This is a genomic window from Variovorax pasteuri, from assembly GCF_051216435.1.
In the GTDB taxonomy this organism is placed as follows: Bacteria; Pseudomonadota; Gammaproteobacteria; order Burkholderiales; family Burkholderiaceae_C; genus Variovorax.
The window spans coordinates 120,104-133,034 of the sequence record NZ_JBPJZS010000003.1; the positions used below are offsets into that span (position 1 = coordinate 120,104).

Consider the following 12,931-nt stretch of genomic DNA (forward strand, 5'->3'; position numbering starts at 1 on the left):
TCGGGTCAGCGTGGCGTGACCGGCTTGGCTTCGGCTTCCGCCAGCGCCCGGCGGACGCGGTTGACGACCGTCCAGGCCACCAGCACCGCCAGCAGCGGCATCAGCCAGGCGGTCCAGCCCGGCAGCGGCCAGCCCAGCGCCACATAGAGACCGAGCGCGCCGAACACGAAGGCCCGGTCGCTCTTGCCCAGCGGGCCGTCGTAGCGGCGCGAGGCCCCGACCGCGGGCCCCAGCGCGCCGGCGAATTCGCTCAGGCCCGCGAGCACGATCACCGTGCCGACCCAGAAGCCGCTGAACGGCGCCACGAGCGCAAATGGCAGGTACAGCGCCGCGTCGGAAACCACGTCGGTCAGTTCGTTGAGGAAGGCGCCCAGCCTGCTTTGCTGGTGGTGCTCGCGCGCCAGCATGCCGTCGATGGCGTTGAAGGCCATGCGCAGGAACATCCACAAGGGAATGAGCGCGAAGGCGGCCGGCGATGAAAAGGAGGGTGCCGCGAAGAAGAGCCACAGCCCGAGCGCGACCGACACGACGCATGCCGCCATCGTCACCTGGTTGGCGGTGACGCCCATCGCATGCAGGCGGACCACCATCGGCCGCAGCAGGGCCTGGAAACGCGGCTTCAGTTCGTAGATCGACACGTGCTGGCTTCCCCTCGTTTGTTATATGGCCACACAGGTGGCCGGAGCATTCTGCCAGTGTGGCAGGCACTAAACTCGTAGTCGAAGAACCCCTCTCATGACCATCCAGACCGACGATTTCGCACCCGCCCCCCAACGCGTGGTGTCCGCCGCGCCCGCCTCGCCCAACGAAGAGGCAATCGAGCGGGCCTTGCGTCCCAAGCTGCTCGACGAGTACGTCGGCCAGGCCAAGGTGCGCGAGCAGCTCGAGATCTTCATCGGCGCGGCGCGCAAGCGCAAGGAAGCCCTCGACCACGTGCTGCTGTTCGGCCCGCCCGGCCTGGGCAAGACCACGCTGTCGCACATCATCGCGGCCGAACTGGGCGTGAACCTGCGCCAGACCTCGGGCCCGGTGCTGGAGAAGCCCAAGGACCTGGCGGCGCTGCTGACCAACCTGGAGCCCAACGACGTGCTCTTCATCGACGAGATCCACCGGCTGAGCCCGGTCGTCGAAGAAATCCTGTACCCCGCGCTGGAGGACTACCAGATCGACATCATGATCGGCGAAGGCCCCGCGGCGCGCAGCATCAAGCTCGACCTCCAGCCCTTCACGCTGGTGGGGGCCACCACCCGTGCCGGCATGCTGACCAACCCGCTGCGCGACCGCTTCGGCATCGTGGCGCGGCTGGAGTTCTACACGCCCGAAGAGCTCGCGCTCATCGTCACCCGCAGCGCGCGCCTGCTCAAGGTTGAGACCGACGCCACCGGCGGCTTCGAGATTGCCCGGCGTTCGCGCGGCACGCCCCGCATCGCCAACCGGCTGCTGCGCCGCGTGCGCGACTACGCCGAGGTGAAGGGCAACGGCCGCATCACCGAAGACATTGCGCACAAGGCGCTGGCCATGCTGGACGTCGACCCGCAGGGCTTCGACCTGATGGACCGCAAGCTGCTCGAGGCCGTGATCCACCGCTTCGACGGCGGTCCGGTCGGCCTGGACAACGTGGCCGCCAGCATCGGCGAAGAGCGCGACACCATCGAGGACGTGATCGAGCCCTACCTCATCCAGCAGGGCTACCTGCAGCGCACGCCGCGCGGGCGCATCGCCACGCTGGCGGCGTACCGCCACCTGGGCGTGACCCCGCCGTCGAGCCGCGCCGACGGGCAGGATCTTTTCGGAGCCTGAACACACCATGCACACCCATGACCTGAGCGCCTGGAAGCACGACCACCACTTCGGCGCCGACACCGCCTCGGCCGAACGCAGCACGCGCCTGGTGATGTGGATCACCGCCGTGATGATGGTGGTCGAGATCGGCGCGGGCTGGTGGTTCAACTCGATGGCGCTGCTGGCCGACGGCTGGCACATGAGTTCGCACGCGCTGGCCATCGGCCTGAGCGCCTTCGCCTATGCCGCCGCGCGGCGCTACGCACGCGACCCGCGCTTCGCCTTCGGCACCTGGAAGATCGAGGTGCTGGGCGGCTTTGCCAGCGCGCTGGTGCTGCTGGGCATCGCGGCGCTGATGGTGGTGGGCTCGCTGGAGCGGCTGTGGTCGCCTTCGGCCATCCACTACCCGGAAGCCATTTCGGTCGCGGTGCTGGGGCTGGTGGTGAACCTGGTCTGCGCGCGGCTGCTGGGCGGGGCGCATCACCACGACCACGGGCATGACCACGGGCATGACCACGGGCATGACCACGATCACGCCCACGGGCACGGGCACGGGCACGGGCACGACGACCACGGGCACGACCTGAACCTGCGCTCCGCCTACATCCACGTCGTGGCCGATGCCGCCACCTCGGTGCTGGCCATCGCGGCGCTGCTGGGCGGCTGGTTCTACGGCTGGGCCTGGCTCGACCCGGCGATGGGCATCGTCGGCGCGGTGCTGGTGGCGGTGTGGGCCAAGGGTCTGCTGAAGGACACGGGCAAAGTGCTGCTGGACCGCGAGATGGACCACCCCGTCACCGAGGAAATTCGCGAAGGCGTCGAGACGATGCTGGCCGCGTCCGAAACCCGCGTGGCCGACCTGCACGTGTGGCGCGTGGGGCGCGACGCCTACGCCTGCGCGCTGACGGTGGTGACGCATTCGCTCACGCTGACGGCGGACGAGGTGCGGGCGTGCTTCTCGATGCACGAGGAAATCCGCCACTCGACGGTCGAGATCCAGCGCTGCGTCGATTAGGTATTCGCTCCTTCCCCCGCTGGGGGAAGGTCGGGATGGGGGCAGGCAGTGCGTTCATCGCGATCGCCGCTTGCCCCCACCCCAACCCTCCCCCAGCGGGGGAGGGAGCAAGACAAAGTCAGGCGGCCGGACGCACGTGCCGCACGATCAGTATCTGCGCCGCGTAATACGTTCCCAGCACCCACAGTGACGCCAGCGGCAGCGGTGACACGAACCGGTTCGTCGCCAGCAGCGCATCGCTCAGCATGAAGAAGCCCGCGCCCACGGCCACCCAGCGGGAGGGCGCATCGCGCAGCACCGCCGCGCGCCCGACGGCCTGTGCCGCCATGCAGGCGATCACCACCACATACACCCCGACCGGAATGCGCAAGGCCACGGGCAGCCCGCCCTGCCAGAGAAACGCGTACATCCCGGCGCCGATCAACAGCGTCACCGCCAGCGCCCCGCGCCGCGGAAACGTGCCCACGCCGATGCGGAACAGCGCGATGTAGGCCAGGTGCGCCAGCAGAAAGCACACCAGCCCCGGCACGAACAGCTTCGCCGGGCCCATCAGCAGCACGTCGCCCGCCAGGGAAGCCACCAGACCGGTCAGCAGCAGTCCGTCGAAGGTCTTCACCCCACCACTCATCTTCGCCCGCCGCGCAGCGAAGAAGATGGCGATCGCCAAGGCCAACGGCTTGCAGACGTGGTGCAGCCACGCGATGTCCAGCGCCGCACTCGCCGTGGCCAGCGCGGCCGCCTCGACCAGCAGCACCTCGGTGACCGAAATGCGCCCCTGCAACACCGCGCCGATGGCCCACAGGCTGGCCGTCAGCGCCGCAAGCCACACGGCCGCACGCGGCAGCGGCACGGCATCGGAGAACCACAGGAACACCGCCACGCCTGCCAGCAACAGCACGAACTGCACGCCCGCAAACCACTGCGCGCCCCGGCTCACCTCGGGTTCGTAGCGCGTCACCTGCGCCATGTCGAAGGCCGGCTTCGGAAACCGCGCCGCCACGTCCGCCGGCCGCCAGCCCGGCGGCTTGAACCACACGCGCAGCTTGTCGGCCCAGCGGCGCGTGTGCCATGAATCCTTTGCCAGCGCCCAGTACACCTCGGCATTGGCCCACAGCGGGTCCCAGCTGCGCAGCGCGCCGCGCGTGCCGTACACGCAGCGCTCGTCCTCCTCGCGGAAGGTGCCGAACAACCGGTCCCACACGATCAGCACGCCGCCGTAGTTGCGGTCGAGGTAGCCGTCGTTCACCGCGTGATGCACCCGGTGGTTCGACGGCGAGCAGAACCAGCGGTCGAACCAGCCCAGCTTGCCCACCTGCTCGGTGTGCACCCAGAACTGGTAGAGCAGGTCGACGAGCGCCACCACGCCGAACACCAGCGGCGGCACGCCCGCCACCGCCATCGGCAGGTAGAAGAGCCAGCCGAACAGCGCGCCGCTTGACGTTTGCCGCAGCGCGGTCGACAGGTTGTAGTGCTGGCTCTGGTGGTGCACCACGTGCGCCGCCCACAGCACCGCCGACTCGTGGCCCATGCGGTGCAGCCAGTAGTAGCAGAAGTCGTAGAACACCAGGGCCAGCAGCCAGCCGTACCAGGTGGTCCAGAAGTCGCGCGCCGCCTCCTGCGGAAACAGCGCGACCGCCGAATACACCGCCGTGTAGATGCCGATGCGCAGCAGCCCCGTGAGCACCGCGCTGATCTGGCTGAGCATGCCCAGGCCGATGCTGTTCACCGCGTCGGCCAGCCGGTAGGTGTCGTGGCCGGTGCCGCGCCGGGCCCGCACGCGCCCCACCGCGAACTCGATCGCGATGAGAAGAAAGAACACGGGGGTTGCAAGAACGATGATCTGTCCGGGGCGCATCGCGGCATTGTGGCGTTGCCTGCCGGCCACGCGTCATCGGGATGTCACGGGTATGCCATTGCGCCGTCATGCGTCAGTGGGAGCCTACTGGTCCATGCAACGCGACGACGCTTTCCTTCGCGCATGGCGCGACACCGCAAACCCGTCCACGGACCCGGAGGACGAGGAACGCCTGCGTCCACCGCTGCAGTTCCGCACGCTGTGGATCTCGGACCTGCACCTGGGAACCCCGGGCTGCCAGGCCCGCGCGCTGCTCGACTTCCTGAAGCACACCGAGTGCGAAACGCTCTTTCTTGTCGGCGACATCATCGACGGCTGGCAGCTCAAGCGCCACTGGTACTGGCCGCAGGCGCACAACGACGTGATCCAGAAGCTGCTGCGCAAGGCGCGCAAGGGCACGCGGGTGATCTTCATTCCGGGCAACCACGACGAGTTCGCCCGCAAGTACCTCAACCACAACTTCGGCGGCATCGACGTGGCCGATGAATGGATCCACGAAACGGCCGACGGCCGCAAGCTGTGGATCATTCACGGCGACCTGTTCGACGGCGTCATTCAATGCGCCAAGTGGCTGGCCTACGTGGGCGACTCGCTCTACGAGTTCACGCTCAAGCTCAACCGCCACCTCAACTCGCTGCGCGCGCGCATGGGGCTGCCGTACTGGTCGCTGTCGAAGTACCTCAAGGGCAAGGTCAAGCGCGCCGTGAGCTACGTGGGCGACTTCGAGGCCGCCGTGGCGCGCGAGGCCCGCAACCGCGGCGCGCAGGGGGTGGTGTGCGGCCACATCCATCACGCCGAGATGCGCGACATCGACGGCATTCTTTACTGCAACGACGGCGACTGGGTGGAAAGCCTGACGGCGCTGGCCGAGCATGCGGACGGCACGCTGGAAATCATCGACTGGGCAGAGCACATGCCGGTGGCCTCAAAGGCGACGCCGTCGCGCGAAGCCGTGGCCGCCTGAGCCCGCGAAAACGAATTCAGCCGCGGCGCGTCGGGCCTTTGGTCGAGTGGTCGAAGTGCTCCCGCCAGGCGTCGTAGTGGCGCCACATGCTCTTGTTCACCTCGTCCATCCACAGCCACCAGTTCAGCGCGAGCTTCCCGGGGTCGTGGGTAACGGGTGACACAGGCGTGGCTGGCGCATTGCGGGCCGGCGGCTCGGGCAATTCGTAGTCGCACAGCCGCTCGACGCTGGCGTGCGAGAAACCGGGTGTGTGGGTCGCGTGCATGGTGCTCTCCGTTGAGCGCAGCGCATTCTCTGGCGCACAGAACAACTCCCGACTGGCAATTTTGCGTGGTCGTCCGGCGGCGCCGCTGAGGGCTATCCCGGGTGTGCACACAACCTACGGAAAGCGGTGAGCCCTCGTCCGATCCGACGATGCCGTCGCCTCGCCCCCGGTGCACACTCGCCGCTGCATTCCAACGGAACCCCACCATGGCCTGGACACTCAGCGCGGCTGAAACAGCATTCCGGAACGATGTTCGCGACTTCCTCTCGCGTGAGCTGACGCCCGCGCTGCGCGCCGCCGGCCGTCGCTGCTCGGGCATCTTCACCGACTACGAATTCGGCAACCGCTGGCACCGCATCCTCGCCACGCGCGGCTGGAGCGTGCCCAACTGGCCGGTCGAGCACGGCGGCACCGGCTGGACGCCGATGCAGCACTACCTTTTCGCCAGCGAACTGGCCGCCGCCGACGCGCCGCCGCGCGCCCCCATGGGCCCCGGCATGGTCGCGCCGGTGATCATCGCCTTCGGCACCGAGGCTCAGAAGCGCGCCTGGCTGCCCGGCATTCGCTCGGGCGAGGACTACTGGTGCCAGGGCTACTCGGAGCCGCAGTCGGGCTCCGACCTGGCCTCGCTGCAGTGCAAGGCGGTACGGGACGGTGATCACTACGTGCTCAACGGCACCAAGATCTGGACCACCCACGCGCAGTACGCCAACAAGATGTTCTGCCTGGTGCGCACCACCTCGGGCGGCAAGCCGCAGCAGGGCATCAGCTTCCTGTGCTTCGACCTGCCGGCGCCGGGCGTCACCATCCGCCCGATCATCAGCATCTCGGGCGACCACGAGCTCAACCAGGTGTTCTTCGACGACGTGCGCGTGCCGGCCGATGGGCTCATCGGCGAAGAGAACCAGGGCTGGACCATCGCCAAGTACCTGCTGCAGCACGAGCGCGGCGGGGCCTGGGCGCCCATGCTGCGCGCGCGCCTGCGCCGTCTGCAGGCGGCGGCCGATGCGGCCTTCGGCGCGGCGGCACACGACGCGCACGACACCCACGAGGCTCAAGACATGGCGCTGCGCTTGGCCGATGCGGCCTGCGCCATCGACGCCATCGAGGCGACCGAGCTGCAGTCGCTGCGCGCACAGGCCCGCGGCGAGCAGCCGGGCATCCGCCCCTCCATGGGCAAGGTGCTGGGCTCCGAACTGCGCCAGCGCCTGACCGAGCTCGGCGTGGAAATCGCCGCCCACTACGCCGCCGCCGACCTGCCGCTGGACGACAGCCTGCAGGGCGATCTGCCCATTCCCGAAGAGGCCGTGTTCGCCATGTCGGCCTACCTCAACGACCGCGCTGCGTCCATCTATGCGGGCTCCAACGAGGTGCAACGCAACATCATCGCCAGCAGCCTGCTGGCGAACTGAGGTTCCAGCCATGCGCATCCTCACCGAACAAGACCACACCCTCGCGATGCTGCGCGACAGCCTCGCGCGCTACCTCGACGACCGCCACGGCTTCGAGCAGCGGCTGCATGCGCTGCGCCACGCCGACGACGCACCGCCGCCGTTCTGGCAGGGTCTGGCGCGCGAACTCGACCTGCTGGGCGCGGCATTGCCCGAAGCGCACGGCGGTCTCGGCGGCGGCATGCCTGCGCACCTGGCCCTGATGGAAACGCTGGGCGGTGCGCTCGCGGCCGAGCCCTACCTGTCGACCATGGTGATCGGCGCGGGCCTGCTGCAGCGCCACCCCGGCGCGCAGGCCGATGCGCTGCTCGCGCGCATCGTCGCCGGCCAGGCCGTGCTGGCCTTCGCCCACGCCGAGCCGCAAAGCCGGCACGACCGCGCCGACGTGCAGGCCGAACTCGTGCGCGACGGCGAAGGCTTCGTGCTGACCGGCCGCAAGTCCGTGGTGCAGGCCGCGCCGTGGGCCAGCCACCTGATCGTGAGCGCGCGCAGCGGTGCCGGCCTGTCGCTGCTCGTGGTGCCCAGCGGCACGCCCGGCGTGCGCCTGCGCGCCTACCCGACCCGCGACGGCGGCCGCGCTGCCGACATCGCCTTCGACCGCGTGCGCCTGCCCGTGGATGCCCTGCTGGGCGGCGAGGGAGGTGAGGGCGGCGCGCTGCCGCAGATCGAGCAGGCCCACGACGAGGCCACGCTCGCCATCTGCGCCGAGGCCATCGGCGTCATGCGCCGCCTGATGCGCGACACGCTGGCCTACGTGCGCCAGCGCAAGCAGTTCGGCGTGCCGATTTCCAGCTTCCAGGTGCTGCAGCACCGCCTGGCCGACATGCACATGGCGCTGGAGCTGGCCGCCGCGCTCACCGCCAGCGTGGGCGAGGGGGTCGATGCCGCATCGCCGCTCGAGCGAGCGCGCGCCGTCTCGTCGGCCAAGGTGGCCGTCGCCAAGGCCTGCCGGGCGGTGGGGCAGGGCGCGGTGCAGCTGCACGGCGGCATGGGCATGACCGAGGAACTGGCGGTGGGCCACTATGTGCGCCGCGCCACGCTCATCGAGGGCCAGTTCGGCTCCGCCGCCTGGCACCTGCGCCGCGTGGCCCAACTTCGCACGGCCTGAGCGGCCCCGGGCCCCGCATTCGTCGCTTTCGACGATGCACCCCCGGCGCCCGCGCGCCAAGATGCCTCCACACGGTGGCCGCTGTTGCGGCGCCCAAGGAGACACACATGCCAGGTCCGTTGCAGGGGTTGCGGGTGATCGAGATGGCGGGCATCGGCCCCGGGCCGTTCTGCGCGATGCTGTTCGCCGACATGGGCGCGGAGGTGGTCCGCATCGAGCGCCCGGGCACGCGCACCGCGCCGCACGACATCCTGGCGCGCGGGCGCAGCACGCTGCAGGTCGACCTGCGCGCGCAGGGCGCCTCGGCATCGGTGCTCGGCGCCATCGAGAAGGCCGACGTGCTGATCGAGGGCTTCCGCCCCGGCGTCATGGAGCGCCTGGGCCTGGGCCCCGCCGAATGCCATGCGCGCAACCCGCGCCTGGTGTACGGCCGCATGACCGGCTGGGGCCAGCACGGGCCGCTGTCGCACGCGGCGGGCCACGACATCAACTACATCGCGCTGAGCGGCGCGCTGCACGCCATCGGCCGCGCGGGCGAGCCGCCGGTGCCGCCGCTCAACTACGTGGGTGACTTCGGCGGCGGCGCGATGCTGCTGGCCTTCGGCATCCTGGCCGCGCTGCACGAGGCCAAGGGCTCGGGCCAGGGCCAGGTGGTCGACGCCGCCATGACCGACGGCGCGGCGCTGCTGTCGGCCATGATGTACGGCTTCAAGTCGGCCGGCCAATGGAGCAACCAGCGCGGCGAGAACATGCTCGACGGCGGCGCGCACTTCTACGACACCTACGCCTGCGCCGACGGCAAGTACGTGGCCGTGGGCGCCATCGAGCCGCAGTTCTACGCGCTCATGCGCGAGCGCTGCGGCATCGCCGACGACCCCGCCTTCGACGCCCAGATGGACGCCGACCGCTGGCCGGTGCTCAAGCTGCGCATGGCCGACGTGTTCCGCACCCGCACGCGCGACGAATGGTGCGTGCTGCTCGAAGGCAGCGACGCCTGCTTCGCGCCCGTGCTCGACTGGGACGAGGCCCCGGCGCACCCGCACAACGTGGCGCGCGGCACCTTCGCCACCGTGGGCGGCGTGGTGCAGCCCGCGCCGGCGCCGCGCTTCAGCCGCACCGCGCCCGTGGTGCCGCCGGCCACGGCAAGCGACGACGGCCCCACCGTGCTGCGCCGCTGGGGCGTGGCGGCGCATGCCACGGCGCCGCTGGGCGCTGCCTGAACCACGACAAAGACGGAGACGACACCCATGTTCCTCACCCAAGCCCTGCACAAGGGACGCCGGGAAAAAGCCAGGGCCACCGCCGTGGTCTGCGGCGACACGCGGCTCGACTACACCGCCTTCACCGACCGCGTGGCGCGCCTGGGCGCTGTGCTGAAGCAGCTCGGCATGGCCTCCGGCGAGCGGGTCGGCATGATGAGCCTCAACTCGCACCGCTTCGCCGAGTACTTCTTCGGCACCTGGTGGGGCGGCGGCGTCATCAACCCGGTGAACATCCGCTGGAACCCGAAGGAGGTCGCGTATTCGCTGGACGACTGCGACACCCGCATCCTGCTGGTGGACGACCTGTTCGCGCCCATGGTGCCTGCGCTGCGCGGGCTGTCGAAGTCGCTGCGCACGGCGGTGTATTGCGGCGGCGGCCCGGTGCCCGACGGCATGCTGGGCTACGAGGCGCTGCTGGCCGCCACCGCACCCATCGACGATGCGCCGCACAGCGGCGACGAGCTCGCCGCCATCATGTACACCGGCGGCACTACCGGCCAGCCCAAGGGCGTGATGCTCACGCACGGCAGCCTGTGCATCAACGCGCTGGGCACCGTGGCCGCGCTGCCGCGCGACACGCAGGACGCCGTGGCCATCGTCGCCGCGCCCATGTTCCATGTGGCCGGCTGCGGCATCGCCCTGCAGAGCGTGCTGCGGCTGGTGCCCATGCACGTGGTGCCGATGTTCGACGAGCTCGCGGTGCTGCAGACCCTGCAGTCGGCCCGCGTGACCGAGATGTTCCTGGTGCCCACCATGATCAAGCGCGTGATCGAGCATCCGCGCTTCGCCGAGTTCGACCTGTCGGCCCTGCGCCTGCTGTCCTACGGCGCGGCGCCCATCGATGCCGTGCTGCTCGACCAGGCCATGCGCGCCTTTCCAGGGACCGCGTTCGCGCAGGTGTACGGCATGACCGAGCTGTCGCCCGTGGTCACCGCACTGCCGCCGCACTGCCACCTGCCCGGTCCCGACCGAGAGCGCCTGCTGCGCTCCGCCGGCGTGCCCATTTCGATCGCCGAGGTGCGCATCGTCGACGGCGAAGACAACGAGCTGCCCCCCGGCCAGGTCGGCGAGATCGTTGCGCGAGGCCCCATGGTCATGAAGGGCTACTGGAACAAGCCGACGGAAACCGAGGCGGCGCTGCGCGGCGGCTGGATGCACACCGGCGATGGCGGGCGCATGGACGAAGACGGCTTCGTCTACGTGGTCGACCGCATGAAGGACATGATCGTCAGCGGCGGCGAGAACGTGTATTCGGCCGAGGTCGAGAACGCCATCGCGCAACTGCCGCAGGTGCTGATGTCCGCCGTCATCGGCGTGCCCGACGACCGGTGGGGCGAGCGCGTGCACGCGGTGATCGTGCGGCGCGAAGGCATGGCGCTGGAGGCCGCGCAGGTCATTGCGCACTGCCGCGAATTCATCGCCAGCTACAAGTGCCCGCGCAGCGTGGAATTTCGCGATGCGCTGCCGCTGTCGGCGGCGGGCAAGCTGCAGAAGTTCCAGTTGCGCGAGCCCTTCTGGGCGGGCAGGGAGCGCCGCGTCGGCTGAGCTTTTTTCTCTGATTTCTCTTTCCACGAATACAAGCAAGGACGACAACATGGCCCTCGATTTCCGCCGCTCCTGGAGCGACGAAGACCTCGACCTGTACCGCGACAACGTGGTGCGCTTCATCGAGACCGAGATGGTCCCTACCGACGAGGCGGCGCGCAAGCGCGGCCACGTCGGCCACGAGATCTGGCGCAAGGCCGGTTCGCTCGGCCTGCTGTGCGCGGACATTCCCGAAGAGTTCGGCGGCGGCGGCGGCGACTTCCGCCACGAGGCCGTGTTCTACGAGGAGGCCGCGCGCCGCGGGCTCAACGGCATGAGCACCTCGGTGCATTCGATCGTGGCGCACTACTTCCTGAACCACGGCACTGACGAACAGAAGCGCCGCTACCTGCCGCGGCTGGCGCGCGGCGAGCTGGTCGGCGCCATTGCCATGACCGAACCCGGCGCCGGCTCCGACCTGCAGGGCGTGCGCACCCGCGCGGAGAAAGACGGCGAGGGCTACCGCATCAACGGCTCCAAGACCTTCATCACCAACGGCTTCCTGGCCGGCGTGGTGCTGGTGGTGTGCAAGACCGACCCGGCGCAGGGCGCCAAGGGCACGTCGATCCTCATCGTGGAGACCGAGGGCTGCAAGGGCTTTCGCGTGGGCCGGGTGCTCGACAAGATCGGCATGAAGGCGCAGGACACCTCCGAGCTCTTCTTCGACGACGTGCGCGTGAACGAAGACGCGCTGCTCGGTGGCCAGGAAGGGCAGGGCTTCTTCCAGCTCATGAGCGACCTGCCGTACGAGCGCACCATCATCGGCCTGAGCGCGCTGGCCACCATGGAAGGCGCGTACCAAGCCACGCTCGACTATGTGCGCGACCGCAAGGCCTTCGGCAAGCCGATCGGCGAATTCCAGAACACCAAGTTCAAGCTGGCGGAAATCGCCACGCAGATCAAGGTGGGGCGCGCCTTCATCGACCGCTGCGTGGAAGACCTGGTGGCCGGCACGCTCGACACCGCCACCGCCTCCATGGCCAAGCTGTGGGGCTCGGAAACGCAGGGCCGCGTGCTCGACGAGTGCCTGCAGCTCTTCGGCGGCTACGGCTTCATGAGCGAGTACATGGTCGCGCGCATGTACGCCGACGCGCGGGTGCAGCGCATCTACGGCGGCACGAACGAGATCATGAAAGAGGTGATTTCGCGCGCGCTGTGAACCCGCGTGCCGGCCTCTTCAAACTCAGGACAGCCGGCGGATCTCTGCGCGTGCGATCTCGCGGTGCGGGTACGACGGCGACAGGCCGATGAACTGCGTGTACTTCTCGCGCGCGGCGTCGGTGTCGCCCGCATCTTCCAGCGCCAGCGCTTCGATGGTGAACTGCGTGAAGAGCCGGCTGGCGTCGTCCTCACGCGCCGAGGCGGCCAGCGTCTTGGGCTGCAGCTCGGGCACCTCGGCATAGAGTTTCCGCTGCACTTCGAGCACCTCGATCAGGGCGCGCCCGATGCGCTGGATGTTCTGCGGCACGGGGTCGAGGTCCGACGCGCGGATTTCCGTCGCCGCCTGGTCGAGCAGGTGCGACGCCACGCGCAGCAATTGGTGAAGGGACTTGTGAGTCATGGAGGAGCCGCCGCCGGGGCGGGCTGGAAGAGGAATGAGGCAGGCGATGGCCGAGCCGCTTCGCCGGGTCGGCGAAGCCGTGGC

Annotated in this window: 12 protein-coding genes; 8 read left to right on the forward strand and 4 right to left on the reverse strand. The window is 69.5% G+C overall.

The features are described 5' to 3' along the window. Positions 1 to 5: 5 nt before the first annotated feature. Positions 6 to 638: a CDP-alcohol phosphatidyltransferase family protein gene (locus ACSFBM_RS14050; RefSeq protein WP_435484894.1), complete on the reverse strand. Its 633-nt coding sequence runs from the start codon at positions 636 to 638 to the stop codon at positions 6 to 8. A gap of 97 nt (positions 639 to 735) precedes the next feature. Here ACSFBM_RS14050 and ruvB point away from each other — a divergent pair, with 97 nt between their 5' ends. Together ruvB and dmeF are read left to right on the forward strand one after the other, a co-directional pair. Further along, positions 736 to 1,800 carry a Holliday junction branch migration DNA helicase RuvB gene (gene ruvB, locus ACSFBM_RS14055; protein ID WP_435484895.1) on the forward strand — a complete coding sequence of 355 codons (1,065 nt, stop codon included), beginning with the start codon at positions 736 to 738 and terminating at the stop codon, positions 1,798 to 1,800. A 7-nt stretch (positions 1,801 to 1,807) separates the two neighbouring features. Then, positions 1,808 to 2,797 carry a CDF family Co(II)/Ni(II) efflux transporter DmeF gene (dmeF, locus tag ACSFBM_RS14060; RefSeq protein ID WP_435484896.1) on the forward strand — a complete coding sequence of 330 codons (990 nt, stop codon included), beginning with the start codon at positions 1,808 to 1,810 and terminating at the stop codon, positions 2,795 to 2,797. 118 nt (positions 2,798 to 2,915) lie between these two features. Here the strand turns inward: dmeF and ACSFBM_RS14065 are convergent, their stop codons facing one another. Beyond that, positions 2,916 to 4,652, reverse strand: a complete 1,737-nt coding sequence (locus tag ACSFBM_RS14065; protein WP_435484897.1) for a lysoplasmalogenase family protein — start codon at positions 4,650 to 4,652, stop codon at positions 2,916 to 2,918. A 94-nt stretch (positions 4,653 to 4,746) separates the two neighbouring features. Between ACSFBM_RS14065 and ACSFBM_RS14070 the strand changes: the two genes are divergently transcribed. Next, positions 4,747 to 5,616 carry a UDP-2,3-diacylglucosamine diphosphatase gene (locus ACSFBM_RS14070; protein WP_435484898.1) on the forward strand — a complete coding sequence of 290 codons (870 nt, stop codon included), beginning with the start codon at positions 4,747 to 4,749 and terminating at the stop codon, positions 5,614 to 5,616. A gap of 16 nt (positions 5,617 to 5,632) precedes the next feature. Here the strand turns inward: ACSFBM_RS14070 and ACSFBM_RS14075 are convergent, their stop codons facing one another. Beyond that, positions 5,633 to 5,881, reverse strand: a complete 249-nt coding sequence (locus ACSFBM_RS14075) for a hypothetical protein (protein ID WP_435484899.1) — start codon at positions 5,879 to 5,881, stop codon at positions 5,633 to 5,635. 206 nt (positions 5,882 to 6,087) lie between these two features. On the opposite strand from ACSFBM_RS14075, the gene ACSFBM_RS14080 reads away from it, so the two are divergent. From ACSFBM_RS14080 to ACSFBM_RS14100, 5 genes are all read left to right on the forward strand, one after another. Further along, a complete protein-coding gene (locus tag ACSFBM_RS14080; RefSeq protein ID WP_435484900.1) occupies positions 6,088 to 7,293 on the forward strand; it encodes an acyl-CoA dehydrogenase family protein in 1,206 nt (401 codons plus the stop codon). Positions 7,294 to 7,303: 10 nt separating this feature from the next. Beyond that, complete coding sequence (locus tag ACSFBM_RS14085; RefSeq protein ID WP_435484901.1) at positions 7,304 to 8,440, forward strand: acyl-CoA dehydrogenase family protein; 1,137 nt, start codon at positions 7,304 to 7,306, stop codon at positions 8,438 to 8,440. A gap of 107 nt (positions 8,441 to 8,547) precedes the next feature. Continuing rightward, complete coding sequence (locus ACSFBM_RS14090) at positions 8,548 to 9,660, forward strand: CaiB/BaiF CoA transferase family protein (RefSeq protein WP_435436828.1); 1,113 nt, start codon at positions 8,548 to 8,550, stop codon at positions 9,658 to 9,660. 27 nt (positions 9,661 to 9,687) lie between these two features. Then, complete coding sequence (locus ACSFBM_RS14095; protein ID WP_435484902.1) at positions 9,688 to 11,247, forward strand: long-chain-fatty-acid--CoA ligase; 1,560 nt, start codon at positions 9,688 to 9,690, stop codon at positions 11,245 to 11,247. Between the two features lie 49 nt (positions 11,248 to 11,296). Beyond that, positions 11,297 to 12,445, forward strand: coding sequence for an acyl-CoA dehydrogenase family protein (locus ACSFBM_RS14100; protein ID WP_435484903.1), 1,149 nt, complete (start codon positions 11,297 to 11,299; stop codon positions 12,443 to 12,445). A 24-nt stretch (positions 12,446 to 12,469) separates the two neighbouring features. Here the strand turns inward: ACSFBM_RS14100 and ACSFBM_RS14105 are convergent, their stop codons facing one another. Further along, positions 12,470 to 12,847 (reverse strand): hypothetical protein, encoded by a 378-nt coding sequence (locus tag ACSFBM_RS14105; protein WP_435484904.1) that lies wholly within the window; start codon positions 12,845 to 12,847, stop codon positions 12,470 to 12,472. Positions 12,848 to 12,931 lie beyond the last annotated feature (84 nt).

Excerpts from the sequence above, each read along its gene's own strand:
- ACSFBM_RS14065 (WP_435484897.1), bottom strand. The coding sequence starts at position 4,652 with ATGCGCCCCGGACAGATCATCGTTCTTGCAACCCCCGTGTTCTTTCTT.
- ACSFBM_RS14100 (WP_435484903.1), top strand. The coding sequence starts at position 11,297 with ATGGCCCTCGATTTCCGCCGCTCCTGGAGCGACGAAGACCTCGACCTG.
- ruvB (WP_435484895.1), top strand. The coding sequence starts at position 736 with ATGACCATCCAGACCGACGATTTCGCACCCGCCCCCCAACGCGTGGTG.
- ACSFBM_RS14085 (WP_435484901.1), top strand. The coding sequence starts at position 7,304 with ATGCGCATCCTCACCGAACAAGACCACACCCTCGCGATGCTGCGCGAC.
- dmeF (WP_435484896.1), top strand. The coding sequence starts at position 1,808 with ATGCACACCCATGACCTGAGCGCCTGGAAGCACGACCACCACTTCGGC.
- ACSFBM_RS14090 (WP_435436828.1), top strand. The coding sequence starts at position 8,548 with ATGCCAGGTCCGTTGCAGGGGTTGCGGGTGATCGAGATGGCGGGCATC.
- ACSFBM_RS14105 (WP_435484904.1), bottom strand. The coding sequence starts at position 12,847 with ATGACTCACAAGTCCCTTCACCAATTGCTGCGCGTGGCGTCGCACCTG.
- ACSFBM_RS14080 (WP_435484900.1), top strand. The coding sequence starts at position 6,088 with ATGGCCTGGACACTCAGCGCGGCTGAAACAGCATTCCGGAACGATGTT.
- ACSFBM_RS14095 (WP_435484902.1), top strand. The coding sequence starts at position 9,688 with ATGTTCCTCACCCAAGCCCTGCACAAGGGACGCCGGGAAAAAGCCAGG.
- ACSFBM_RS14075 (WP_435484899.1), bottom strand. The coding sequence starts at position 5,881 with ATGCACGCGACCCACACACCCGGTTTCTCGCACGCCAGCGTCGAGCGG.
- ACSFBM_RS14070 (WP_435484898.1), top strand. The coding sequence starts at position 4,747 with ATGCAACGCGACGACGCTTTCCTTCGCGCATGGCGCGACACCGCAAAC.